A 24,855-nucleotide genomic window follows, 5' to 3' on the forward strand; every position below is an offset into this window, starting at 1 on the left:
CCGGTGACGCTCGCCAAGGACGTGCTCCAGGGTTCCCCCCATGCGGTGGCCAGGCTGATCTCGCTTGTGGAGAACCGGCCCGCCGACGCGGTGGCGGTGCTTCGCGAGCTGCACCCCCACACCGGGCGTGCGTACGTCGTGGGCGTGACCGGTCCGCCCGGTGCCGGCAAGAGCACGCTGATCGCCGCGCTCGTGGGGACGATCCGGCGCGACGGGCGTCGGGTCGGCGTCGTGGCGGTCGACCCGACGAGTCCGTTCACCGGAGGTGCCGTCCTGGGCGACCGCATCCGCATGCAGGATCACAGTACCGATCCCGGAGTGTTTGTGCGAAGCATGGCCACGCGCGGCTACCTCGGCGGGCTTGCTCCTGCGACCACGGGGGTCGTGGACGTCCTTGACGCTTCGGGCTGCGACCTGGTGTTGGTGGAGACCGTCGGCACCGGCCAGGCGGAGGTCGACGTGGTGCGACTCGCGGACACCGTAGTCGTAGTGACCGTACCGCACCTGGGAGACGGCGTGCAGACGCTCAAGGCCGGCGTCATGGAGATCGCCGATCTCTTCGTCGTGAACAAGGCGGATCGGGGGGACGCGGACCGGACCGCGACGGAGATCAAGACGATGCTGGGACTCGCGCCTGACCGACGGGGGTGGAGGCCACCGGTGTTGCTCTCGACCGCGACCGATGGGACCGGGGTGGCCGAGATCCTCGCGGAGATCTCCCGGCACCGGGAGTACCAGACCGCCCACCGTCTCTTGGAACGGCGGCGCCTCGCCAGACGGCGGGAGGAGATTCTGATGGTGGCCGAATCTCGCCTCAGAAACCGGATCCTCGGCGCGATCGGCGCAGAGCGTCTGGACGCGCTTGCCTCCCGCGTCGCCCGGGGGGAGACGGACCTCTACACGGCCGCGGACACGCTGCTCAGCGGGGCGGGCCTTCAATGAGCGCAGGGACCCCCGGGAAGGCCAGGCGCGCGCCGGTGCTGGCCCACGTTGCGGTCGTCGTCCGTCAGCTCGAGGTGGCGGAGGAATGGTTCCGCAATCGGCTCGGGCTGGCGTCTGAAAGCCGTGAGAGCCTGCCGTCGCGGGGCGTGCGCATCGCGTTCGTCCCGATCGGCGCGGGGGCGATCGAACTCGTCCAACCCACCGGCGCCGGGCCTCTGGAACGGTTTCTGGCCGCAAGCGGCGAGGCGGTGCACCACGTCGCTCTGGAGGTTTCCGACATCGACGCCGCCATGGCGGTCGCCCGATCTGCCGGCTTCCGCCTGATCGACGAGACGGCGCGCCCCGGGGCCCACGGGACGAAGGTGGCGTTCGTCCATCCGCGTTCCACGCATGGCCTGCTTGTTGAGCTGGTCGAGCGAGCGGACGATCGCGACACCAGCGGGTGACCTTCGCGATCTGGCGGTAACCTCGAGGCGGGGAGTCAGCACGGAGCAGCACCGGTCGCGAGGCGGAACAAGCTAATAGCAGGGAAACCTCAGCACCCTCACCCCTTGCATTGAAATTCGTCTATAGGTATAATCCCTATTGGACGATTCAGTCTATAGTTCCGATGTGTCCGCTATGTGTCGCTCGAGGAATCGCACCCTCATCGCCGCAGCGCTCGAGCTCCGAAAGATCCGTCAGGCTTCAATCAATCCTCCATCAAACCTGACGGACCCGGAGAGGTTTTTGGGGGAGTTTCTACCCAGGACTGATCGACGTCGGCGAAGGGGGGGAGCCCGTGCAAGAGGCGATGTCCTACGGTTCCGCTGCGCTCGCTAGGCGCCTTCGGCTCCGCTCGGTTCGATCGGTCGTGTACGCGTGCGCGGGACTCGGTCTTCTGCTGGCCGTCGTGACGATCTCCGGAACCTGGGGACTCCCAATCCTCAGGACGGTCGACGTGTCCGTGGACGGCAAGGACATGACCGTCCATACGTTCAAGCGAACCGTCGGCGGCGTGCTCGCCGCAGGCGGGATCTCGCTCCAGGCCGATGATCGGGTGACCCCGGCCGCGGACACGCTCGTGTGGCCGGACATGCGGGTCACGGTGGTTCGCGCGGTTCCGTTCTCCGTGGTGGTCGCCGGCCGGTCCTACCCGCGGCGGGTCGCCGCGGAGACCGTCGGAGAAGCCCTGCGGACGCTCGGGATTCGGGTGGGGCCGATCGACAAGGTGTACCCGGGCCTGCAGGCTGCCCTGCGTCCCGGCGCTCGGGTCACGATCGAACGGCGGGAGTGGCGGACGTGGGTCGAGTACGGAGCGATCCCGTTCGGCTCGGCGGTCGTGAACGACGTCAGCCTCTTCAAAGGGAACACGGTGGTGCGCAGTACCGGCCGCGTCGGAACCAAGGAGCGCAGCGTCAGGGTGCTGTACGCGAACGGCAAGCCGGCGATGATGGAGCCGCGGGCGTGGGCGGTGGCCCAGGCCCCGACGCCCCGAGTGATCGCCGTCGGCACGCGGGCCATGATCGCCTCGCGCGGGGAGTTCGCCGGGCGAGAGTACATGATGCTCGAAGCGACCGCCTACTACCCCGGTCCGAACAACTTCGGCGGCGGCGTCGGCCCCCGAACCGCGATCGGCATGGTTGCGCAGCGGGGCATCGTCGCAGTCGACCCGTCGCTGATCCCGCTCGGGAGCCACCTGTACATCGAGGGCTACGGGTACGCGGTGGCCGGGGACACCGGCGGATCGATCCGAGGCCGCCGCATCGACCTCTGTTACAATAGCTACGGCGAGGCGATCCAGTTCGGCCGCCGGGAGGTCAAGGTCTACATCATCGGCGGCCGCTGACCGCGGCCATTTTCGCGCGGATCCGTGTTCCGCGCCGAGGGAAGCACATCCCACCCGAGTCCTCGCTGGTCACGCCCCAGGGCACGCGGGCCGTGCTTCGACGGTTCGGCATTCGACCGCTCAAGCGTTTCGGGCAGCACTTCCTGGTCAGCCAGCGCGCGCTCGACCAGATCGTGGCCGCGGCCGCGCTTTCCGAGGCCGACGCGGTGCTTGAGATCGGCGCGGGACTCGGCACGCTCACGCAGGCGCTGGCCGCGAGGGCCGGGCATGTCACCGCAGTGGAGCTCGATCGGCGCCTGATTCCTGTTCTGGACGACACCCTGTCCGCGTATCCCGCTGCTCGGATCGTCGCCGGCGACGTGCTCAAGCTTCCTCTGGATCGGCTCTTCGGGGGAGCCCCGGACGCTCCCCGGAAGATCGTGGCCAATCTTCCCTACAATATCGCGGCGACGGTGCTGATCCGGCTGCTCGCCCCCGCGCTTCGGATCGAGCGCCTCGTCGTGACCGTGCAACGCGAGGTGGCTGAGCGGATCACCGCTTCGGCGGGGACCGCGGCCTACGGGCGGCTGTCCATCGCGATCCAGTTTCGCGGTGCGGCCCGGGTCGTGTGCCGGATCCCGCGGGGGGCGTTTCTCCCGCCTCCCGACGTCGACTCGGCCGTCGTGCAAATCGTGCCCTCCCCGGAACCCCGCGTCGCCGTGCCCGACGCCGATGAGTTCTTCCGGATCGTCGCGGCCGGATTCGGACAGCGGCGGAAGACGCTGCTGAACGCGCTGACTCACGGGCTCGGCCTGCCGGCCGGCGTGGTGGCAACCGCGTGCGCCGAGTGCGGCATCGAGCCGGGGGTGCGCGCCGAGCGATTGGGCTTGGACGCGCTGGGCGCACTCGCGCGCGCCCTGCATCCGGTGCCGGGGCGTCCCGCCGGTTAACGGTGCGCGGGCGGGTCGGGCGTTGCGGCCTCGGGATTCCGCCCCAGGACGACGGACAGGTCGGGGCCGCCCTGCGCGGGTGTCCTCACAATTCGGCGAACCCCGATGATCCCGGCAACGACGTGCGCCACGGCGGGATCGCCGCGGTGCACGATCAGTACCGCCTCGGACGCGTCGGCGGCCGTGGCCACGCGAACGACGCGAAGTCCGAGCGCGTTGAGGCGGGCGAGCGCGTCCGTGGCGATGTCTCGGCTGCCGCTCGCGTTCACGACCTCGATCGTCGTGCCGGAGAACGCCGCGGCATCCATCCCGTAGAAGAATTTGATGACGAGCGCCCGATCCTTCGCCGGATCCGGTAACCAGTAGCCGTCGTATCCGCCGAAGCGCCCCGGCAGCGTCTCGCGGACGAGCCCCCCCTGGGGCAGGCGGGCCCCAAACACCCCGAGCGCGACGAGTTGCGTTTGGTCGAGGTTCGTGGTGGTGTCCTGTCGGAGCACGGTGAGCACCCGGTCCGCTCGCAGCGCGATCCGCGGCTGGCGCAGCTCCACGAGCAACGCGTCCAGCACCTCTTGTTGGCGCTGGATCCGCCCGATGTCGCCGAGCGGATCGTGGCGAAACCGCGAGAACTCCATCGCCTCGGCACCGCCGAGGCGGCGGTGACCGCGCTTCAAATGGATGTGGAGCCCGTCCCAGTTGTCGTCGTAGTTTAGATCCGTGGGGATACGGACGGTGACGCCGCCGACCGCGTCGATCAGATGCACCAGACCGCGGACGTGGAGCTCGATGTAGTAGGGGAACGGCACCCCCAGCAGGTTCTCGACCGTGCGGGTCGTCAGCGGCGCTCCGGCGTACGCGTGTGCCGCGTTGATTTTGTCGAACCCGTGGCCGGGGATCGCCGTGCGCGTGTCGCGCGGGATGCTCAGAAGATAGACGTGGTGTGTTGCCGGGTCGAAGCTCGCGGCAATCAGCGTGTCCGTGCGGCTCACCGGGTACTCAACGTTGGGATTCTGGTCGCTGACGGTGCGATCGAGTCCCATGATCAGGATGTTGGTGCGGCCGGTGATCTTGAGCGGCCACCCAAACGTGGGCCCCGCGGGCGTCGCATGCATGCTCACGTATCCGGCGACTCCGGCCAGTCCAAGAGTGAACGCGATGAATACCCCGAGCAAGGTCCACCGGACGACCTGCGGCCATCTGGGCGGCCGCGGCGCGGCCGGTGGGGTGGACGCCGACTCCGCCTCGGGCGCAACGTCGGCCTCCAGAGGCGGCAGCGATGAGGAGTCGTCGGGGGTGTTGGCCATAACCCACATCATAGGCGTTTTATGGAAGGTGTCAAGGCGCGAGGACAAGGGAGGAAACTACGCAGGCGGCGAGAAAAGGGGGACAGTGGCAAGTTGTTCCCGGCGAAGGAGGACCGGAGATGCGCCGGTCATGGGTAACGCCGATACCGCCGGTCGTCGTGCCGTCCGTGATTCATCCCGCGGAGGCCGCCTGAGGGTGGCTCCGCGGGTTGTGTTTTTGGGAGGGAGGTTGCGGCATTGAAAGAGCTGCACCTGAACGCGTACGCGAAGATCAACCTCACGCTCGATGTTCTTGGTGACCGCCCCGACGGCTATCACGACATCGAAACCGTGCTGCACACCGTCGAACTGCACGATTCGATCATCCTCCGCGAAAGCGACAGCGGGATCACGATCCGTTGCGCGAGCCCCGATGTGCCGCCGGATACACAGAACATCGTGTACCGGGCCGCCCAACACCTCAAAGAGGCCTTCCGGATTCCGAAGGGGGTCGAAGTGGAGCTCACCAAGTGTATCCCCATCGCATCGGGGCTGGGTGGCGGTTCCAGCGACGCGGCGGTGACCCTCCTCGGATTGGCGCAGATGTGGAAGCTGCGTCTGTCCGACGGGCAACTGCTCGATCTCGCCGGCCACGTCGGGTCGGACGTGCCGTTCTTTCTCGCCGGTGGCGCCGCGCTAGCGCTGGGCCGGGGCGAGCGCATCCGTCCGCTGCGCCCGCTTCCGACGACGTGGGTCGTGCTCGCGCGTCCGCCGATTCAGATTTCGACGGAGTGGGCGTATCGCGTGCTCGATCATCCGGACACTCACCGCCGCCCCGACACCCAAGCCGTCGTGCGCGCGATCGAGGCGGAGGACGCGGTACAGGTGGGCCGGCTTGTGTGCAATGTGTTCGAAGACGTCGTGACCGCCCACTACCCTGCGGTCGCGGCCGTGCGCGACCGCATGCTCGCGCACAAGCCGCTCGGCGTGGCGCTGTCCGGTACGGGTCCCGTGGTCTTCGCGCTGGCCGCCAACGAGGCCGACGCGCGGGCGATCGGTGCCGCATTGTCGGAGCCGGGAGATCTCGAGGTCATCGTCACGCGTACGTTCGCCGAGGAGCGTTAGCCGGTCCGGATGCCCGACGCGCAGACGAGTCCCGGGCCGCGCGCCGGGCAGGCGCACGCCGGAGTCTCCGACGTGCTCGCGGTCACCGTGGTGGTGCTGGCGGGCGGCAAGCCGGACCCGGCACTGACGGGCGCGCCGCTACCGAAGGCGTTCGCGCCTCTGTGCGGCCGGACGATGGTGGAGTTTGTGCTCGATGCGCTGCGCGGGACGAACCGGACCCGCCGCATCATCTTGGTTGGACCGGAGACGCCCCCGCCGGCACTCGCGGCCGTGGTGGACGTGACGGTGCGAGAGCGCGGCGGGTTGCTCGAGAACCTCGCCGCGGCCCTCGCTGAACTTCCCGGAGACGCGCCCGTGCTCGCCGTCGCGGCGGACGTTCCCCTCCTGACTCCCCTGGCGGTGTCGGCCTTTCTCGACGCCGCGCTCGCGCTCGATGCCGACATCGTGTACGGCGTCGTGCCGAGAGCCGACGTGATGCGCGTCTATCCGGACGCGCGCAAGACGTTTGTGCGCCTGCGGGATGGCGTGTTTACAGGCGGCAGCCTCGTGCTGCTGCGCCCGCGGGCATTCGAGCGGGCGCGGCCCGTCCTCGAGCGTGCGATTCGCGCACGCAAGCGGCCGTGGGATCTTGCGCGCCTGTTTGGGCCTGCGACGCTTCTCGGTCTCGCTACGGGCCGCCTCCGAATCTCGGGCCTGGAAGCGCGCGTGGCTACGATCGCCGGTGTTCGCGCGCGTGCGGTGATCTGTCATGAGCCGGAAATCGCCGTCGACGTGGACCGCGCCGAGGACTTGGTCTTGGCGGAAGGCTGGCTGACCGCGCAGGCCGTCGCGTCCCATGGGACCGAGGCGGGGGAGCACCGGTGAGGCGGCTGCGGCGAGGCGACCGCATGGTGGCGATCGCCCACCGCCTCTTCCAAGAGCCGCACAAGCTCTTTTCGCTTGGCACGTTCATGGACGCGCTCGGCGCGGCCAAGTCCACGATCAGCGAGGACGTCGCCGCGCTACGGCAGGTGTGCGACCTGCTTGAGCTCGGTCGGATCGAGACACTCGCCGGTGCTGCGGGGGGTGTGCGATACGCACCCTTCTGCACCCCGGCGCAGATCCGCGGGCTCGCCGAGGACCTCGCCGGCCGACTCCGCGACCCCGCGCGGATTCTCCCAGGCGGGTTCCTCTACACGACCGACCTGCTCTCTTTGCCCACGCTGATCGGGCGACTCGGCGACGCGTTCGCGACGTTTTTCGCGGACCGCCGGCCGGACGTGGTGCTCTCGGTGGAGGTCAAGGGGATCCCACTCGCCCTGATGACAGCGCGCGCGTTCAACGTCCCGCTCGTGACGATCCGCCGCGGCGGGCGCGTCACCGAAGGATCGTCCGTGACGGTCAACTACGTTTCCGGGTCGTCCCGAACGGTTCAGTCGATGACGCTGCCGCTCCGCGCAGTGCCACCCGGCGCGAGGGCGCTGTTCGTCGACGATTTTCTCCGGGGCGGTGGGACCGCGCGCGGCGTGTACGATCTGATGCGCGAGTGCCAGGCGGACGTTGTCGGCATTGGGGTATTGATCGAGGCCGTCCAGCCACGGGAAAAACTGGTTGATGGATACGTGTCGGTGCTGACGTTCGATGGCGTGGACGAGAGCCAGGGGACCGTCCGGATCGCTCCGAGCCGGTGGGCGCTCGGACAGATGGCCGATGTAACCGGTCGGTGAGCGGTCCCAAGGAATCGCGGCATGCAGCATGTTGTTGACATGGCGAGACCTGCAGGGTATGCTGAATGAGCGCCCATTCATTAAACACATAGAACGGCGGCGGGGGAGTGTAAAGTGACAGGCATGCGGGGTTGGCGATGGTACGCCTGAGCGAAGCGGCGAGAGACGAGAGGGCGGAGGAACGCCGCGGGCAGATTCTCCGGGCGGCGCTCGTTGTGTTCAGTCAGAAGGGGTTTCACGGCGCCACGATCCGAGAGATCGCGTCAGCGGCGGGGCTGGCCGAAGGCACGATCTACCTCTATTTCCCGAGCAAGCAGGAGGTACTCCGGGGCGTGTTTGCACTGATCGCCGAGGAGGCCTCGGTAGCGACGAACGGGAACGCGCTTACGGATGGCGATGACGAGTCGTTCCTCCGCGGGCTCCTGCAGAGCCGCATCACGAGCCTGTCCAGATACGCGCCGTTTCTGCGACTGAGCGTGCACGAGGCCGATCTGCACGAGAGTCTGCGGCAGGAGTTCTTTGCAAGACTCTGCGAGCCGTTTGTGGCGCGGCTCGAGACGTATCTGCAGGGGCGTATCGCCGAAGGGGTGTTCCGGCCGGTCAAGACGGAGCTGACCGCGGCGATTTGTTTTCGCATGCTGATGAGCCATATCATGGTCCAGCACGTGCTCGACGTGGATGCGTCCGCGGCCCGACACGCCGACGAGGACTACGTGGGGGCGATGGTGTCCCTGATTCTGTACGGTCTCGTGGCGCGTCCGGCACCCGCGGGGTCAAGCGAAGCGCTCTAGATCGAGGAGGTTCAGCATGTCCGTCTGGTTCCATCGCGCTGCCTTTGTGCTCTTCTGCGTCGTTCTCGCGCTGCCCGCCGCGGCGCAGCAGCCACCCGCGGCGCCGACGCCGTACACGCCGCCGTCCGGTTCTGGCCTGCCGACGATTCCCGCCGTGCCGGCCGTGCCGACGATCGGCCAGGGGCAGCCCCTGTCGCTCACCGACGCGGTTGGCACCGCGCTCCAGAAGAACTACGTGATCCAGCAGGCCGCGTTGCAGGTCGCGCTTGACCGCGCGAGTCTGGCCCAAGCCGAATCCGGGCTGTGGCCTACCGTGCAGTACAAGGCGGGCTATACGCAGCAGACGGCGGGGAACCCGCAGACCCTGCCGATCCAGGGGAGCATCACGATCGGCGGGGTTCCCACCCCCTTCAGCACGTCGATCACTCTCCCCGGATCGCAGACCCCGGCCTACGCGACGAGCTTCGCGTTGACGTATCCGCTGTACACCGGGAACGCGCTTCAGGACCAGATCACGATCGCGCAGCAAAAGGTGGCGGCGGATCAGGCTGCGTTCGCCGCGCAGGCGGCGACGATCGTCCTGCAGGCGCGCCAGGCATACTACAATGTCGAGGCCGCCGCGGCGCAGGTCGCCGCGGCTCAGCGGGCGGTGGATGCGTCACGGGAGAACGTGCGCGTGACGCAGGCGCAGGTCACCGTGGGCACGTCTCCGCAGTTCAACCTGCTTCAGGCACAGACGCAGCTCGCGAGTGCGCAACAGGTGCTCACCCAACAGAAGGCCGCCGCGGTGCAGGCTCAGTACACGCTGGCGATCGTGTTGAACCTGCCGCAGGCGACGATCATCACGCCGGCGACGCCGCTCGGGCTGCCGAACCCGCCGCAGGACCTGAACGCGCTCATCCAGATGGCGCTGCGGCAGCGTCCCGAACTACAGCAGGCGCGCGCGAACATCGCGGGCGCGCAGGCGGCGATCGACCTCGCCCACGCCGGTTTGCGGCCGAACATCACGGTGTCCGGTGGACCGTTCATCCAGACGAACAATCTGTCGAACCCTCCGGTGGACTGGACCGGGACGATCGCGCTGACGCTCACGATCTTCGACGGCGGGCTGACGAAATCGAAGGTGGAGGCAGCGCAGGTGCAGCTGCAGCAGTCGCAGGTGAGCGAGCAGCAGACCGAGCAGAGCGTGGAGAGCCAGGTGCGCACCTCCTACCTGAATCTTCAGCAGTCGGCGGAGCAGCTGGCCGCCGCCGAAGCGGGGTTGGTGTCCGCCCGGGAGCAGCTCCGCATCGCGAACGTGCGGTTCCAGGCAGGCGTCGGCACGCAACTAGAGGTCGTGACCGCGATCCAGAATTCGGCATCGGCCGACAGCAGCGCGATCGCGGCGGAGTACAACTACAACCTGGCGCTGGCCCAGATCGATCAGGCGGTCGGCACGCAGGTTCAGGTGCCTAACCGACCGTAGTGGCGCGTCGTGGGCGTTCGGGGAGGCGGCGTGCGGGCGAACCCGGCGCGCCTCAATCGCATCCCCAGGGAAGGGGCGGCCGTGTGGATCCGCAGGATGGCGTGAGTGAAGCGCTGTTTCGCGAGACGCTCGCCCACTTCGCCACCGGCATCACGGTCGTCACCGCGCCGGGCCCGGAGGGGCCCCACGGCGTGACCGTCAACGCGTTTGCGTCCCTGTCGCTCGTCCCGCCGCTCGTGCTCATCTGCATCGAGCGGCAGCGCCTGTCCCACGAGGTGCTCGAGCGCGCCGGCGTCTTCGCGGTGAATATCCTCGCCGCGGGGCAGGAAGCCGTGTCCCGCTTCTTCTCCGCCAACGACCGGCCGGAAGGGCCCGATGCGTTCCGCGGCATCGCGTTTCGATCCGGGCGCGTCGGCGCGCCGCTGCTCGACGGGTGCGTGGCGCATCTCGAGTGCCGAATCACTGCGGCGCATCCCGGCGGCGACCACACGATCTTCGTCGCGGCGGTCGAGGCCGCCGCGAGCACGCCGGGGCGCCGCCCGCTCCTGTACTTTCACCGCGCGTACCGCACGCTCGCCGAGCCATAGCGCGCGTCCTCCCGGGCGCCCGTTGAAGGCCGCGCCCCGCGCCGGCGCGAACTTCTCTGCACGAAGAGACGCCGGGGCCCGTCCCGTGGTGCGCGGCGATCCCGGCACGATCGAGGAGGGAGAGGGCAATGGACAAGCGGATCGTGAGGACTGACGCGGCGCCAGCGGCGATTGGCCCGTACTCACAGGCGGTCGTGGCGAACGGTATGGTGTACGCGGCCGGACAGGTGCCGCTCGATCCCGGCACGGGACAGCTCGTGCCCGGGGACATCCGCGCGCAGACCAAACGCGTGATGGAGAATCTCAAAGCCGTGCTCGCCGCCGCCGGCTCATCGCTGGACCGAGTGGTGAAGACCACGGTGTTCCTCCGCGATCTCAACGACTTCGGGACGATGAACGAGATCTACGGCGAGTACTTCCGCGAGCAGCCGCCGGCCCGTTCGACCGTGCAGGTCGCGAAACTCCCCCGGGAGGCCGCAGTCGAGATCGAGGTGATCGCGCTCGTCTGAACGGACCGTGCCCGCGGTCCGACCGCCGGTCCGGCCTCGCGTCCGGCGCCGCTTGCGGCTCCGGGTAGGTTACGCTACCATCGCTGTGGAGCGGTGGGGGGTCGGCTAACGGTAGGCCATCAGACTTTGGATCTGAGTGTCCAGGTTCGAATCCTGGCCCCCCAGCCATCCGCACCGGGGTCGGCGGCGTCCCCGACGCATCACGCCGACGCGGAGCGCGCGTCCGCGTCGCAGGGGCGGTGCCGCTCCGCCGCGAATCACGTGGAGCACCCCGGTACGCGCAGCGTTTCGGAGGCAACCCAGTGGAACAACCGGCCGCCGTCATTCTGGCCGCGGGCTATGGCACGCGGATGAAATCCGCCCTGCCCAAGGTTCTGCACCCCTTGTGCGGCCGCCCCATGCTGGCGTACGTGTTGCAGGCCGCACGACGCGCCGGCGCCGGCCGGATCCTCGTGGTCGTAAACCGCGAGAGTGGTGCGATCCGGGAGGCGATCGGGGGCGGCGCGGACTACGTCGTGCAGGACCCCCCGCGCGGGACCGGTGACGCGGTGGCCCGCGCGCTCCCCAGGACGCGCACAGGACTGGCCTACGTGATCTACGGCGACATGCCGTTCGTGTCGGTGGACACGTTGCGCGCCCTGCGGCGGGCGGTCGGGCGCACCGGCGCGGCCTCGCTGGCGACGCGGGTCGTGGAGCAGACGCGGCGGTTTGGACGGATCGTGCGGGATCCAGCCGGCCGGTTTGCGCGCATCGTCGAGGAGAAGGACGCGACCCCCGAGGAGGCGGCGATTCTCGAGGTCAACGCCGGGATGTACTGCGTGCGGGTGGCCGAGATGCGCTGGGCGCTCAGGCGTGTGCGGCCGGACAACCGTCAGGGGGAGTACTATCTCACCGACGCGGTGAACGTGCTCGCGGCCGCTGGGCGGGACGTCACCACGGTAACCGTCGAGGACCCCGACGAGATGGTCGGCATCAACACGCGCGACGATCTTGCGGACGCCGATGCGGTGCTGCGCCGACGGATCCTGCGGCGGCTGATGCTCGACGGGGTGACGGTGGTGGATCCCGCGTCCACGTTTGTCCACGACAGCGTTCGGATCGGTCGCGACACCGTGCTGCATCCGTTCACGATCGTGACCGGGCGGACCGTGATCGGCCCCGCCTGTGAGATCGGCCCGGGCGCTCGTCTCCACGATGCCGTCGTCGGGCGGGGCGTGCGGGTGCGGGACTCATCGCTCGAGCAGTGCCGCCTCGGCGACCGAACGGCCGTCGGACCGTACGCGCACCTTCGGCCGGGCACGGTGGTGGGCCGGAACGTCGAGATCGGGAACTACGCCGAGATGAAGCAGGTGCGCATCGGCGATCGCACGAAGGTGCATCATAAGAGCTACCTGGGCGACGCTTGGATCGGGACGGATGTGAACATCGGGGCCGGGACGATCACGTGCAACTACGGCCTGGACAGGCGGAAGCACCGAACCACGATCGGCAACGGCGCCTACATCGGGAGCGACTCGATGCTGGTGGCGCCGGTGCGGATCGGGGCGGGCGCCGTGACCGGCGCGGGTTCGGTCGTGACGAAGGATGTCCCCGCACGCGGCGTGGCGGTCGGCGTGCCCGCGCGCGTGATCCGGCGGCTCAACGGCCGGCGATAGGCGTGCCCGTCGGCGGCGAGCGCGGCGACGGCCGCGGCCGGCCCGATGCGTCGGGTGACGAGCGCGCGGCGGGGCGTCGTGGGGGGCGGGCGGCGGAGGGAGTGCGGAATGGCGGGGTCGGGCGTGCGGGTGTTCAGCGGGACCAGTAATCCCAGCCTCGCGCGGGGCATCGCCGACTACCTGCGCGTCCCGCTCGGGGCGATGCACGTGTTCCGGTTCGCCGACGGCGAGATCGGCGTTCGGATCGACGAGAGCGTGCGCGGACTCGACGTGTTCGCGGTCCAACCCACCTGTCCGCCTGCCAACGAGACGCTGATGGAGCTGCTCGTGATCATCGACGCGCTCCGTCGCGCGAGCGCCGCTCGCGTCACCGCCGTCATTCCCTACTTCGGATACGCGCGCCAGGACCGGAAGATCAAACCGCGGGAACCGATCACTGCAAAGCTCGTCGCCAACCTGCTGACGACCGCCGGCGCGGACCGGATCCTCACGCTCGATCTGCACACGGGACAGCTGTGGGGCTTCTTCGATATCCCGCTCGACCACCTTCCCGCCCGGATGATCCTGGGAAACCACTTCCTGTCCCTCGGCCTCGAGAACGTCGTGGTCGTCTCTCCAGACATCGGGGGCGTCAAGCGCGCGCGCGAGTTCGCGGAATACATCCGCGCGCCGCTGGCGATCATCGACAAGCGTCGTGACCGTCCCAACCAGGTCGCCGAGATCGTCCACGTGATCGGCAAGGTCTACCGGAAAACCGCGATCCTCGTAGACGACATCATCGATACCGGCGGCACCCTGACGAGCGCCGCCGAGGCGCTGATGAAACGGCAGGCGCTCGGCGTCTACGCGTGTTGCACCCACGCCATCCTGTCACCGCCCGCGGTCGCACGGATCCAGCGCTCGCCGATCGAGCAGCTCGTGGTCACCGACAGCATCCCGGTGCCGCCTGAGAAGCGGACGTCCAAGCTCACGGTCATCTCGGTCGCCGGGCTCGTCGGCGAGGCGATCCAGCGTATCCACGGCGAGCAGTCCGTCAGCGAGCTGTTCAGTACCCCCCGTGTGATGCAGCCGGCGACCGAAGGGGACTAGGTCCCGCATGACGATCTCCCCGCTCGTCGTGGCCGGCCTGATCGGCCTCGTCGTCGCGTACCTGTTGACCCCCCTCGTCCTGTGGCTCGCCACGCAGTTCGGCGTCGTCGCGAAGCCGGGCGGCCGTCACATCCACCTCCGTCCCGTCCCGCGCCTCGGGGGGCTGGCCGTGTACGTGGCGTTCGTGGCCGCGGTCGTCGTCGGCCTGCCGGTCGGGCATCCGATCCACGTGGCGATCGGCGCGCGGCAGGTGCTGGTCACGATCCCGTACACGCCGGCGATCGACCGTCCGATCATCGGGCTGCTGCTCGGCGCCACGCTGATCACGCTGCTCGGCGCGATCGACGACGTGCACGGCGTCCCGCCGCTGACGAAGCTGGCTGGGCAGTTGCTGGCGGCCGCCGTGCTCCTGCCGTTCGGCGTTGGCATGGACGTGCTCAGCAACCCGCTCGGCGGCATGTTCTTCGTCGGCCCGTTGGGCGCCGTCGTCACGGTCGCGTGGCTCGTCGCGCTGTGCAACGTGATGAACCTGATCGACGGTGTGGACGGGCTGGCGACGGGGATCGCCACCATCGCAGGGGCGACGCTGCTCATCGCGTCGTACCTGCGGGGTGACGTGGGGACCGCGGTCGTCGCAGCCGCGCTCATGGGGGCGGCGCTCGGCTTCCTGCCGTACAACTTCAACCCGGCGCGGGTCTTTCTCGGCGACACGGGCTCGATGCTGCTCGGCTACATCCTGGGCGGCCTGTCGGTGCTCGGGACGTACAAGAGCTACACCGCGCTGTCGCTGCTGGTTCCGCTTGCCGCGCTGGGTGTCCCGGTCGCGGACACGGCTCTAGCGATCATGCGCCGCTGGCGCAGCCGGCAGCCGATCTTCCAGGCCGATACCGGCCATCTCCATCACCAGTTGTTGCGGCGGGGGTTGAGCCAGCGGCAGACGGTCGCGGTGCTCTACCTGGTGACGGGCGTGCTTGGGGCCAGCGCGCTCGTGCTGAGCGGGATCCACCGGTTCGACCTCATCGCCGTGCTTGGGGTCCTGCTCGCCATTCTCGCGGTCGGCGCGCGCCGCACCGGGCTCCTCGTGGGACGGGGCGGGAGCGCGGCCGCCGGGTCGGGAGGCGCGCCGCGGTGACGGAGCGCCGGCGCGTCATGGTGATCTTCGGTACCCGCCCGGATGCGTTGAAGATGGCGCCGGTGGTCCGCGCGCTGCGAGCGCATCGCGACGAGCTTGCACCCGTCGTGGTGGTGACCGCGCAGCATCGCGAGATGCTCGATCAGGTCCTGCGGTTGTTCTCGATCGACCCCGACTATGATCTGAACGTGATGACGGGGGCACAGTCGCTGGCGGACATCACGATCCGCACGCTGCGCGGGCTCGAGCAGGTCATCGAGCAGGTCGCCCCGGCGATCGTCGTCGTGCAGGGCGACGCCGCGCCGAGCTACGTCGGCGCGCTCGCCGCATTCTACCGGAAAATCGCCGTGGCGCACGTCGAGGCCGGGCTGCGCACCGACGACAAGTACCAGCCGTTTCCCGAGGAGATGTACCGGCGGATGACCTCGGTCCTGGCGGATCTCCACTTCGCGCCCACGGCGACGGCCCGGGCCAACTTGGAGCGGGAGGGGGTGGCCCGCGCGCGCATCACGGTGACGGGCAACACTGTGATCGACACGCTGCTCGACGTCGCTGGACGGGCGGACCTGGCGGTGGACCCCGGGGTGCGGGAGCTGCTCGCGCGGCCGGGACGGTGGGTGCTCCTGACGACTCACCGCCGGGAGAATTGGGGGGAACCCCAGCATCGCATCTTTCACGCGGTGCGCGACCTGCTCGATCGCTTCGTCGACCTCGAGTTGGTGTTTCCCGTGCACCTCAACCCCGTGGTGGGCGATCCCGCCCGGGCCATCCTGGGCACACATCCGCGGGCCCATCTGTTTCCGCCGTTGGACTACGCGTCGATCGTCCGTACCATGCAGGCCGCGACCCTCATCCTGACGGACTCCGGCGGGATTCAGGAAGAAGCGCCGGCGCTCGGGCGACCCGTGCTCGTGCTCCGGGACACGACGGAGCGGCCGGAGGGCATCCTCGCCGGCACGGCCAAGCTGGTCGGCACCGATCCCGCCGCGATCCTCGACGCCGCCGCGGAGTTGCTCACCGATCGCGCCGCGCACGCCCGCATGGCGCAGGCGCGGAACCCGTACGGGGACGGCCGGGCGGCCGAGCGGATCGTCGCGGTGCTCCGGCGGCAACTCGGGTTCGAGGTGAACATTCCCGCGGAGTTCGCCGTTTGACAGTGAGAAGGCGCGATGCCTATAATGAACTGATGTTCGTGAGGTGGTGCGGTGTGAGCCGCCTGCGGCACGTTGGGCTCGTCGGACTGACCGTCGTTGCACTTGCGGTCGCGCTTCCCGCTGCGAGCGTGGCGCAGAGTGTGATTGTGGTGCGGGCGGCGATGTCCGGTCAGGTGCTGCCGCTGCGGCTCGCGACCGTGGGCGAGATGGTGAAGCGCGGCGATCCGCTGGTGTTTGTCCAGACGAGGACGAGCACGACGACGACGGGCGGCGCAGTGCCGACGGCGGTAGCGCCCGTCGATGGGCAGGTCACGCAGGTGATGGTCGGCACGGGCGACTTCGTGAACATCGGCGATGCGGTCGTGGCGATCACACCGACGCACTGAGTCGCCGGTCGGGAACGAACACGGGCGGTCTGTGAGGGGCAGCGGTGCCCCTCCTGCTGTTTTTGAGGCGGGTTCCCATCATGCCGCCACATCCCGACCTCGTGCGGCGCCCTCGCCGGCGAGGGACGGCCAACGATAGGGGGGACAACGTGCGGAAGGCGTGGACGATCGCCATCATCGCCGCGACGGTTCTCGGCGGGATAGCGCCCAAGGGGTTGGCGCAGGGTCCCGCGGCCCCGCCGACGATGCCCCTCAGCGCCGTGCGGCCGGGGATGACCGGGTACGGTCTGACCGTCATCCACGGGACCGCGATCCAGCGGTTCGATGTGACGATCCTCGGCATCCTTCACGGCGGCGCGGCGGCCGGCGACCTCATCCTGTTCCGCGCCGGCGGGTCGCTTATAAAGGATGCCGGCGGCAGCGCCGCAGGGATGAGCGGCAGTCCCATTTACATCCGCGACCGGATGATCGGCGCCTTGAGCTACGGGTATCAGTTCCCCGGCCCCGACGCCGACCTCAGCCTCGCCACGCCGATCGATCAAATGCTCAAGGTCTTGGGGAACGCATCCCCGCCGGCGTCGACGTCGGCGCCTCGCGTGTACACTGCGGACCACCCCGTGGCCACACCGGCCGGACCGGTGACGCGCGTCCTCGTGATGGACTCCGCGGCCGACGCGGCGGCGTACAATGCTCGCCCCCTACCGGGCATCGCCGCCGTGGTGCCGACCGCCGTTCCGCTGTTCTCGTCTGGACTCAGTCCCAACGCGTTCGGACTCCTGTCGCGCGTACTCCGCCGGTACAACGTGGTGCCGCACCAACGGTACGCGAGCGCCCGGGCGTTCGTGGCGCCCCCGCTCCAGCCGGGCAGCTCGCTCGGCGTAGAGCTCGTGCGCGGGGACGCCGACGTCGGCGCGATCGGGACGGTGACGTACCGCCGAGGCGATCGGATCTTGGCGTTTGGCCATCCGTTCCTCAACGCGGGAACGGCTTCGATGCTGCTGTCGACGGCGTACATCGACACGGTCGTGCGCGCCCTCGACCAGCCCTTTAAGGAAGGAAGCATCGGCTCGCTGGTGGGGACGGTCAGCCAAGATCGGAGCGTTGGGATCTCCGGGACCGTGGCCAAGTTCCCCCGTACGTTCGGCGTGCGCGTGCAAATCCGCGACGCCGACGCGGGCATCATGCAAACGCTCGGCGCGCAGGTCGTCCGCCGGCCGGATCTCGCGGAGGGGCTCGTGCCGACGGCCGTGTTGAGCCTTGTCCAGCGGGGCCTCGACCGGGTCGCGGGGGGCTCCGCTCAGGTGCGGATCGTGCTGCGCGCCCGGCAGTTCCCCAGCGAGATCGTCCGCGAGGATCTCGCCTACGACATCGGCGACATCGCGACGGCGTCCGTGCTGGACGTGCCGGCCGCCACGCAGCTGTTGTTCGGCAACTTCTTCAGCAGCGTGGATCCCATCGATATGTCGATCAGCGTGACCGTCACGAGACGTCCGAACACGGCGCTGCTGGTCGCCGCGCGCCCGAACACGACGACGGTGCACCCCGGGGATACGGTGCGGGTGGGCGTCGCGTTGCGCCCGTACGGCGACGGGGACCAGGTGAGCCAGGTCATCCAGTTTGTGGTTCCGCAGAGCTTTCCGTCCGGCCCGGCGTTTCTGCTGGTCGGAACGGCGGGGACCCTCAACAACGCGAACGGCGCGTCGCCCGCCGATGAGTTTCAGGCGCTGGTGCAGCAGGAGGGCACCCCGTCCGGCGCGGCGTCGCTCGGTGAAGCGATCGACGAGTTCCAGCACGTCGGGAAGAACACCGAAGTGTTGGTCGAACTCGTGCCGGAGGGCGTGCTAACGGCCGTGGGCAACAACGCGAACCCCGGGTTCGACGTGCCGGCCGGTACGACCATGCCTACGCCGTGGATCGTCCTCGGCAAGTTCCAGATTCCGGTGACGGTCAGGTAGCCTCGGGGCGATGCACGTGCGGGGCAGCGGGGTGACGCGGGGGATCCTGGCCCGGTGGGCCGTGCTCGTTCTGGCCGCGGCGTTCGCCGCATCGGCTGCGCCGGTCCCGGCGGCGTCGAGTCAGGGGACGGTCCTGTTCCCTGAGTCCGCGATCCGAATCGGTATGGTCGGGGTCGGCAAGACGGTGCTGGTCGGCACCCGGATCTCGGAGTTTCAGGTGCGGATCCTGGGTATATTACGGAATGGAGGACCCGCGGGCGACCTCGTGTTGTTCCGTGCGTCCGGCGCGGCCATTTCGAGCGTGGGCGGTCTTGCGGCGGGGATGAGCGGAAGTCCGATCTACCTCGGCGGTCGTCTCGCGGGCGCGTTTAGCTATTCACTGGAAGGGTCCGATCCGATGGTCGGACTGTTCACCCCGATCGAAGACATGATGCACGACCTCCCGCACGCCGTGGGTGGTCCGGCGAAGACCGTGGCGATCGCGCCGGTCGACGTCGACGGTCGAATGGTGCGCCGGATCACCGTTGCCGCGTCGGCGGCGCAGGTGCCGAGCTCCGGTGACGGCACGCTCGTCGCCGCTCCCGCCGCGACGCCGTTGTTCGTGTTCGGGCTCGGCGCACGCGAACAAGAAGCGTTGACGCGGTTCCTCGAGCCGATGGGCGTGATCCCCATGGCCGGCGGATCGTCGGCCGACCTGCCTGCGTCGCTCCCGCTGGACCCGGGCAGCGCGATCGGCGTCGCGCTGATGCGCGGCGACATCGGTCAGTACGCGGTCGGCACGGTGACGTACCGCGATGGCAACCGGATCCTCGCGTTCGGACATTCGTTCACGAACGCCGGGCCGTCGCGCTACCTGTTGACCAACGCGTCGATCCTGCAAGTCGTGCGGGGGACCGCGCGGAACATCAAGGTGGGAGCCGCCGGCCCCGTGGTCGGAATCATTTCCGAGGACCGGCCCGCGGCGGTGGCCGGCACGGTCGGGATGCTCCCCCGCGTTTTCGGCGTGCGCGTCCGGGTGACGGACGCGGACACCGGGGCGGTGCGCCAGTTCACATTCCAGATCGTGCCCGACAAGACGCTGGTGCCGACGCTCGTGACGCTCGGGGCGCAGGGAGCGATCGAGCGGGCGCTTAACAGATCCGGTGCGGGGACGGCGGAGGTACGAATGGTGCTCCGCGGGCGAGGCATCGACCAGGCGATCGTGCGCGTCAATCGATTCTACAGCGGCAGCGACATCGGCGCGCGGGCGCTGACCGAAGTGCCGGCCGCGATGCAGCTCGTGTTCGACAACGACTTCGCCGACGTGGTACCCACGGACATGGACATGGATGTGCGCGTGACGAGCCATCAGGACACGGCGGTGATCACCGCGGCGGATGTCGGTCAACGATCCCTGGCCCCGGGAGACACGATCCACGTGCACGTCACCATCAGGCCGTTCCGGGGGGACGTGACCGCCAAGGACGTCGACCTCGCCGTTCCGGCCACGTTCGTGCCCGGCCCCTCGCTGCTGATCGTCCGAGCGGGCGGGCCCGGTCTGGCCCCGCCGCTTGGCGCCGCCGCGCACCCGCCGGACAGCCCGACCCCAGCGCCCGAGGCGGCGCAGAGCCTGCCGGATGCAATCACCGCCTTCGAGCAACAGGAGAAGAACACCGACATCGTCGTCGAGTTGATCGGCGGCCGCGTGGCGCCGACCGACTCGGGGACCGGCGCGGACGCGGGCCGGCCGACCGCCACATCGACCACGCCGTGGGTCCTCAACGGCCGCATCCAGATTCCAGTCCTCATTACCGGAGGCGCACACTGATCGGTCAGACGCCGGGATCGCCCCGGCCGGCAGACAGGCGCGCGGCCCCGCGGTGGGTGTGGGCCGTCATCGGAGCCGCGTTGCTGGCGGCGGTGGGGACCGCGTCCTGGACGTTTCTCGTGTCGAGCGGGTGGCTCGCCGGGCAGATCCGGCAGACTCTGGTGGCGCGCCTCGAGGAGTCGCTCAACCGACCCGTCGCGCTCGGGGGCGTCGACGGCGATCTCCTCCGAGGGATCGACCTTCGTGACCTGGTGATCGCCGAGTCGGGCGGCTTCAGCCACGGCGTGATCTTCTCCGCGGACCGCATTCACGTGGCGCTCGACCTCAGCGCGCTGGTACGCCACCCCCAGGATCTCATCCAGACGGTTGTCGGGGTGCAGGTCGTCAACCCCCGCCTCACCGTGTCGCGGAGTGCGTCTGGTGCGTGGAATCTCGCCTCTCTGTTGGGCCGTCAGCAGGCCACGCCGCTTGGCCCCGCGTTCCAGGGTCGGGTGATCGTGCAGAACGGGCTGGTCGGATATAGCGACGGCTGGGAGTCCACGGCGACCCCGTTCGTCTCCCGATTTTCCGGGGTCACAGGGACGATCGAGTTTCGCGCCGGGCACGAGATCGCGTTCGACCTAGCCGCCCGTGGCGCCGACGGCGAGCAGGCGGCGTTTCGCGGGGAATACCTCGCGAGCGACGGCATCTACGACATGGACGTGACGGCGAAGAACGTCGACGTGCGACGCTGGGCCACCTACATCGTGCACCTGCGCCAGGTGCAGTGGGCCGGGGGCCGCTTCGATGGGCGGATGCATTTATTGCTGACGCCCGCCGGCGACGGGATTACGTTGGACTATTCGGCGACGGTCCGGTTGCACGATGCGGCGGCGGAGTACGTGCCGCGCCGTGTGATGCTGCGCAGCGTCTCCGGCGATCTGATCCTGGGGAACGGGCGCCTCGCGACGCCCGGGCTCTCGCTCGTGGCCAACGGCTCGGCCGTGCAGATTCGGGGCGATGTGGGGTATCCCAGCGCCGGCGGGACGCAGCTCGACCTCCTCGTGGTGTCGCCGCGGCTCGACCTGGGGTTGATGCGGACGCTGTTCTTCCCAGGCGCCCATCTCGGGCTGGCCGGCCAGGCGAGCGGCAACGTGTGGATCAGTGGGCCGTTGAGCGCGCCGTACCTCGACGGCGACATTACGGCGGCGGCGGGCCGGCTGAACCAAGAGGCGTTCGCGGATCTCCGGATGCGGTTCCAGTACGGGGCGGGAATGCTTGCGCTGCATCAGCTGTCGGCTCGGATCGGCGGCGGCCAAGTCGCCGGCGACGGGGTGCTGGGCGTCTCCGCCGGCGACGGGTCGTACACGTTTGCGGCGACCACCTCCGATCTCGACATCGCCGCGCTGCCGCGGTTGGGTCTGCCGGCGCTGGGCGACCTGAGCGGCCGCGTGTCCGGGGAAATCGCGGGGATGCAGATGGACGGGCGCACACGCGTGATGGCCGCGATGACGATGCCGTCCGGATCGGTCCGGAGGCTGGCGTTCGAGGACCTGCGAACGCTCTTCTGGGATGACGGCGGGGCCGTGGCGCTGGACTTCCTCGGAGTACGCAAAGGCGCTACGGACGTGTATGCGTCCGGCGATATCTCTGCCGCGGGCGGCTTGGACCTGGCGCTGTCCGGGTACGGGGTCCCGCTCGGTGACGCACTCGGATGGGCCGGGCTCGGCACGACCGGCAATTCGACGCTGTCCCTGGCCGGGCAAGCGAACGTGGACGGGCGCCTCTCCGGAACCGTCCGGGCGCCGGTCCTCTCGGGCGACGTCACGGCGTGGGACGGGCATCTTGGGCCCGTGCCGTTCGCCCTGGCCACGGGGCCGCTTGCGATCGGCCCCAGAGACGTGCGCACGTCCGGCTTCGCGCTGGTGAACGGCCCCACGAGCTACCAGATCCGCGGCGGTGTCGCGTTCCAGCCCATGGCGGCCGAAGCACTTTCCATCGACGCGCAAGGCGTGTCGGTCGCGCCGCTGGCACGGGCGTTCGCGCCCGGCGCGGATGTCACCGGGACCGTGTCGGGGCACGTGGCGGCGACGGGGCCCTTTGCGCACCCCGTGGTCTCGGGCGACGTCTCGCTGCTCGACGGTTCGGTCGGCGGCCAGCCGGTCGACGGCATGACCGCGCGGTTCACCGGGAACGGGCGGCAGATCCAGATCGAGACCGCGACGGCCCGGATCAACCGCTCACGCCTTGAGGTGTCAGGCAGCGTTGACCTGTCGGGGCCGCTCAATCTCCGCCTCGCCGCCGATCAGGTGCGTCTGTCCGACATCAGGTCGATCGGGGCGCTCGGATTTGTTCCCGGGGGCACGGTGAGTCTCTCCGGGGCCGTCACGGGAACGCTTCGCGATCCGGACCTGTCCGGCACGCTCACGTCGCCCGACCTGTCAATCCACGGGCAAACGTTTCAGGCGTCGGGGGTTGTCGACTATCGCCATGGGACGCTGACCGTGTCGCCGGTCGAACTTGCGCAGGGGGGCGCCCGCTACGGGGTGACCGGCTGGCTCCGCGGCGGCGCCCGGCCCACCGCGGATCTGACGTTCAGCGTCGAACACGGGCAGATCGCGACCGTCGTGGCCGCCGCGGCGGTGAAGCCGTTCGTCTCAGTCGGCGGGACGATCGACGGTACGGTTGGCCTCCAGGGTCCGCTCGACGACCCCGCGGCGCACCTTGTGCTGTCGATGCACGACGGCGAGGTTGGCGGCGTGCCGATCGGCACCGGGGACGCCGACCTGACGCTTACCCACGGCACGGTGGACATCCAGAAACTCGCGTTGCACCCCGCCCAAGGCCAACTCGCGGCGCAGGGCCGGGTCGAACTGCACGGCACGAGCGCGGTCGAAGTCTCCGGCCAGAACCTGGATGTGAACGTGCTCCGCCCGCTGTTCCATACCGACCAGCCGCTCGCGGGGGCGCTGAACTTCACGATTCAGTGGAGCGGCCCGACCAACAATCCGACGGCTGGTCTCTCGATGGAGGCGTTGAACGCGGGGCTTCCAGGCGCGACCGCGGATCGGATCGCCTCGCTCGCATACTACAAGGACGGCACCATCACGATTGAGACCGGGACGATCGAGAAGGGGACGCATAAGCTGCTCGTCGCGGGAACGGTGCCGGTGATCCCCGGCGGGTTCGCGCTCGCCCCCGATGGTCCGCTGAACCTGCAGGTGTCGCTCGAGGACGCTGATCTCAGTCTGTTGACCCTGCTCACCCCCGAGATCCAGGACGGCAGCGGGACGGTGGCCGGCCAGGTTGCGATCGGCGGGACCGTGGCCGCCCCCGAGATGAGCGGCACCGTGCAATCGCACGGCGGCCGGTTCCGGTTTGCGCCCGTGACGACGCCGCTTGAGAACGTGAGCGCGGACATCGCGTTTTCCCAGTCGGAGGTCCTGGTGCGCGATCTGTCGGCGACGGTCGGGGCTGGCACGATGCAGTTGCAGGGAACGATCGGGATCAAGAACCTGCGACCCGATGTCGTGGCGCTCAACCTCGCGGCCCGGGGCGTGACGTTCACAATGCCCGGTCTGTATACGGGCGGAATCGACGGAACGCTCAGCCTGACCGGTGCCGCATCGCGTCCCACGCTGGGAGGGACGGTGACGCTGTCGCACGGCAACGTGGCGCTGGCCGGTGGGGGCGCGCCGACGAGCGCGCGCGGGATCCCCGTCGCCCTGGACGTCTCGGTGAATCTCGGCGACGCCGTCGCCTACGCGCAGGGCCCTGTGCGCGCTGACCTCGCGGGAGGGTTGCACGTCGGCGGGACGATCAGCGATCCGGCGGTGTCCGGAGCGATCCGGTCCCTCACCGGGACGATCTCGCTGCTCGGCACGCCGTACACGGTGACGGAGGGCCAGTTGGTGTTCTCCGAAGCCAGCGGGTTAAACGCGCAGATCACCGCCCACGCACAGGCGATGTATGGAGACACGCGCGTCTTCCTCGACATTCTTGGCGTGCTCCCGTCGCCGACGGTCACGTGGAGCTCGGATCCGCCGATGAGCCAGGACAAGATCTTGGCCCTCGTCGCCGGCACGAGCGGCGCGTCGGGGTCTCCGGCGTCGCTGTTGAGCCAGGTGGTGTTGGGGTCCATCACGCAGACGCTGCAGCAGGCGCTGCGCTTAGACGCGTTCACGATTTCGTACGACACGCAAAACCCGTTGACGCTGCAGATCGGCAAGTATCTCTTCAGGAACGTCTATCTCTCGCTGGCCGAAGTGATCGGGCGTTCGTCGACGACAACGACGCTGCCATCGATCGGCAGCTTGACCCCGCTCAACCCGTCCGGGCAACCGTACACCGTCCTGGGCATCCAGTACTACCTGAGCCCCACGGTGTCGTTGACGTATAATGTCAACAGCCTGGGCGACAGCGGGGTCTTCCTGCTGGCGCGGTTCCCCTTCTAGGGACACGGGTCGGGCGTCCCGCGCCGGCGTCGCCGGTGGGGGATGGCGGTCGTGGAGGAGAGTCCGCCTCGGGGGGCACGGA

General features: G+C 69.3%; 20 protein-coding genes and 1 tRNA gene. 20 read left to right on the plus strand and 1 reads right to left on the minus strand.

The window, feature by feature from the left end; translation table 11 throughout:
* Positions 1 to 3: 3 nt before the first annotated feature.
* The 4 genes from meaB (at position 4) to rsmA (ending at position 3,699) form a co-directional block, all read left to right on the plus strand.
* The gene (gene meaB / locus VKZ50_14515; GenBank protein ID HLJ60935.1) at positions 4 to 942 is read left to right on the plus strand and encodes a methylmalonyl Co-A mutase-associated GTPase MeaB; all 939 of its coding nucleotides are present in this window, start codon (positions 4 to 6) and stop codon (positions 940 to 942) included.
* A complete protein-coding gene (gene mce / locus VKZ50_14520; protein ID HLJ60936.1) occupies positions 939 to 1,388 on the plus strand; it encodes a methylmalonyl-CoA epimerase in 450 nt (149 codons plus the stop codon). Before meaB ends, mce begins: the two co-directional genes overlap by 4 nt.
* A gap of 347 nt (positions 1,389 to 1,735) precedes the next feature.
* Positions 1,736 to 2,770, plus strand: coding sequence for a ubiquitin-like domain-containing protein (locus tag VKZ50_14525; protein HLJ60937.1), 1,035 nt, complete (start codon positions 1,736 to 1,738; stop codon positions 2,768 to 2,770).
* A gap of 92 nt (positions 2,771 to 2,862) precedes the next feature.
* A complete protein-coding gene (gene rsmA, locus VKZ50_14530; GenBank protein ID HLJ60938.1) occupies positions 2,863 to 3,699 on the plus strand; it encodes a 16S rRNA (adenine(1518)-N(6)/adenine(1519)-N(6))-dimethyltransferase RsmA in 837 nt (278 codons plus the stop codon).
* Here the strand turns inward: rsmA and VKZ50_14535 are convergent.
* Positions 3,696 to 5,000, minus strand: a complete 1,305-nt coding sequence (locus tag VKZ50_14535) for an LCP family protein (protein HLJ60939.1) — start codon at positions 4,998 to 5,000, stop codon at positions 3,696 to 3,698. The genes rsmA and VKZ50_14535 overlap by 4 nt on opposite strands.
* A 237-nt stretch (positions 5,001 to 5,237) precedes the next feature.
* Between VKZ50_14535 and ispE the strand changes: the two genes are divergently transcribed.
* The 16 genes from ispE to VKZ50_14615 all read left to right on the plus strand — a co-directional run bounded on the left by ispE (position 5,238) and on the right by VKZ50_14615 (position 24,773).
* Positions 5,238 to 6,104, plus strand: a complete 867-nt coding sequence (gene ispE / locus VKZ50_14540; protein HLJ60940.1) for a 4-(cytidine 5'-diphospho)-2-C-methyl-D-erythritol kinase — start codon at positions 5,238 to 5,240, stop codon at positions 6,102 to 6,104.
* A gap of 9 nt (positions 6,105 to 6,113) precedes the next feature.
* A complete protein-coding gene (locus tag VKZ50_14545) occupies positions 6,114 to 6,968 on the plus strand; it encodes an NTP transferase domain-containing protein (GenBank protein ID HLJ60941.1) in 855 nt (284 codons plus the stop codon).
* A complete protein-coding gene (purR, locus tag VKZ50_14550; GenBank protein HLJ60942.1) occupies positions 6,965 to 7,810 on the plus strand; it encodes a pur operon repressor in 846 nt (281 codons plus the stop codon). The genes VKZ50_14545 and purR overlap by 4 nt, the downstream gene beginning before the upstream one ends.
* A gap of 137 nt (positions 7,811 to 7,947) precedes the next feature.
* Positions 7,948 to 8,601: a TetR/AcrR family transcriptional regulator gene (locus VKZ50_14555; GenBank protein ID HLJ60943.1), complete on the plus strand. Its 654-nt coding sequence runs from the start codon at positions 7,948 to 7,950 to the stop codon at positions 8,599 to 8,601.
* A gap of 16 nt (positions 8,602 to 8,617) precedes the next feature.
* The gene (locus VKZ50_14560; protein HLJ60944.1) at positions 8,618 to 10,066 is read left to right on the plus strand and encodes a TolC family protein; all 1,449 of its coding nucleotides are present in this window, start codon (positions 8,618 to 8,620) and stop codon (positions 10,064 to 10,066) included.
* A 101-nt stretch (positions 10,067 to 10,167) separates the two neighbouring features.
* Positions 10,168 to 10,653 (plus strand): flavin reductase family protein, encoded by a 486-nt coding sequence (locus VKZ50_14565; GenBank protein ID HLJ60945.1) that lies wholly within the window; start codon positions 10,168 to 10,170, stop codon positions 10,651 to 10,653.
* Between the two features lie 128 nt (positions 10,654 to 10,781).
* Positions 10,782 to 11,162 (plus strand): RidA family protein, encoded by a 381-nt coding sequence (locus VKZ50_14570; GenBank protein HLJ60946.1) that lies wholly within the window; start codon positions 10,782 to 10,784, stop codon positions 11,160 to 11,162.
* A 94-nt stretch (positions 11,163 to 11,256) separates the two neighbouring features.
* Positions 11,257 to 11,330, plus strand: a tRNA-Gln gene (locus VKZ50_14575).
* Positions 11,331 to 11,464: 134 nt separating this feature from the next.
* Positions 11,465 to 12,817 carry a bifunctional UDP-N-acetylglucosamine diphosphorylase/glucosamine-1-phosphate N-acetyltransferase GlmU gene (gene glmU, locus VKZ50_14580; protein ID HLJ60947.1) on the plus strand — a complete coding sequence of 451 codons (1,353 nt, stop codon included), beginning with the start codon at positions 11,465 to 11,467 and terminating at the stop codon, positions 12,815 to 12,817.
* A 108-nt stretch (positions 12,818 to 12,925) separates the two neighbouring features.
* Complete coding sequence (locus VKZ50_14585; protein ID HLJ60948.1) at positions 12,926 to 13,906, plus strand: ribose-phosphate pyrophosphokinase; 981 nt, start codon at positions 12,926 to 12,928, stop codon at positions 13,904 to 13,906.
* 7 nt (positions 13,907 to 13,913) lie between these two features.
* Complete coding sequence (locus VKZ50_14590) at positions 13,914 to 15,038, plus strand: MraY family glycosyltransferase (GenBank protein ID HLJ60949.1); 1,125 nt, start codon at positions 13,914 to 13,916, stop codon at positions 15,036 to 15,038.
* A complete protein-coding gene (gene wecB / locus VKZ50_14595; GenBank protein ID HLJ60950.1) occupies positions 15,035 to 16,192 on the plus strand; it encodes a UDP-N-acetylglucosamine 2-epimerase (non-hydrolyzing) in 1,158 nt (385 codons plus the stop codon). Before VKZ50_14590 ends, wecB begins: the two co-directional genes overlap by 4 nt.
* Positions 16,193 to 16,245: 53 nt before the next feature.
* Positions 16,246 to 16,578, plus strand: coding sequence for a hypothetical protein (locus VKZ50_14600; protein HLJ60951.1), 333 nt, complete (start codon positions 16,246 to 16,248; stop codon positions 16,576 to 16,578).
* A 149-nt stretch (positions 16,579 to 16,727) separates the two neighbouring features.
* Positions 16,728 to 18,533 (plus strand): hypothetical protein, encoded by a 1,806-nt coding sequence (locus VKZ50_14605; protein HLJ60952.1) that lies wholly within the window; start codon positions 16,728 to 16,730, stop codon positions 18,531 to 18,533.
* 31 nt (positions 18,534 to 18,564) lie between these two features.
* A complete protein-coding gene (locus VKZ50_14610) occupies positions 18,565 to 20,340 on the plus strand; it encodes a hypothetical protein (GenBank protein HLJ60953.1) in 1,776 nt (591 codons plus the stop codon).
* A 56-nt stretch (positions 20,341 to 20,396) separates the two neighbouring features.
* On the plus strand, positions 20,397 to 24,773 hold the full coding sequence (locus VKZ50_14615) for a translocation/assembly module TamB domain-containing protein (GenBank protein HLJ60954.1): 4,377 nt from the start codon (positions 20,397 to 20,399) through the stop codon (positions 24,771 to 24,773).
* Positions 24,774 to 24,855: the final 82 nt, after the last annotated feature.

This window comes from bacterium (genome assembly GCA_035295165.1).
GTDB lineage: Bacteria > Sysuimicrobiota > Sysuimicrobiia > Sysuimicrobiales > Segetimicrobiaceae > JAJPIA01.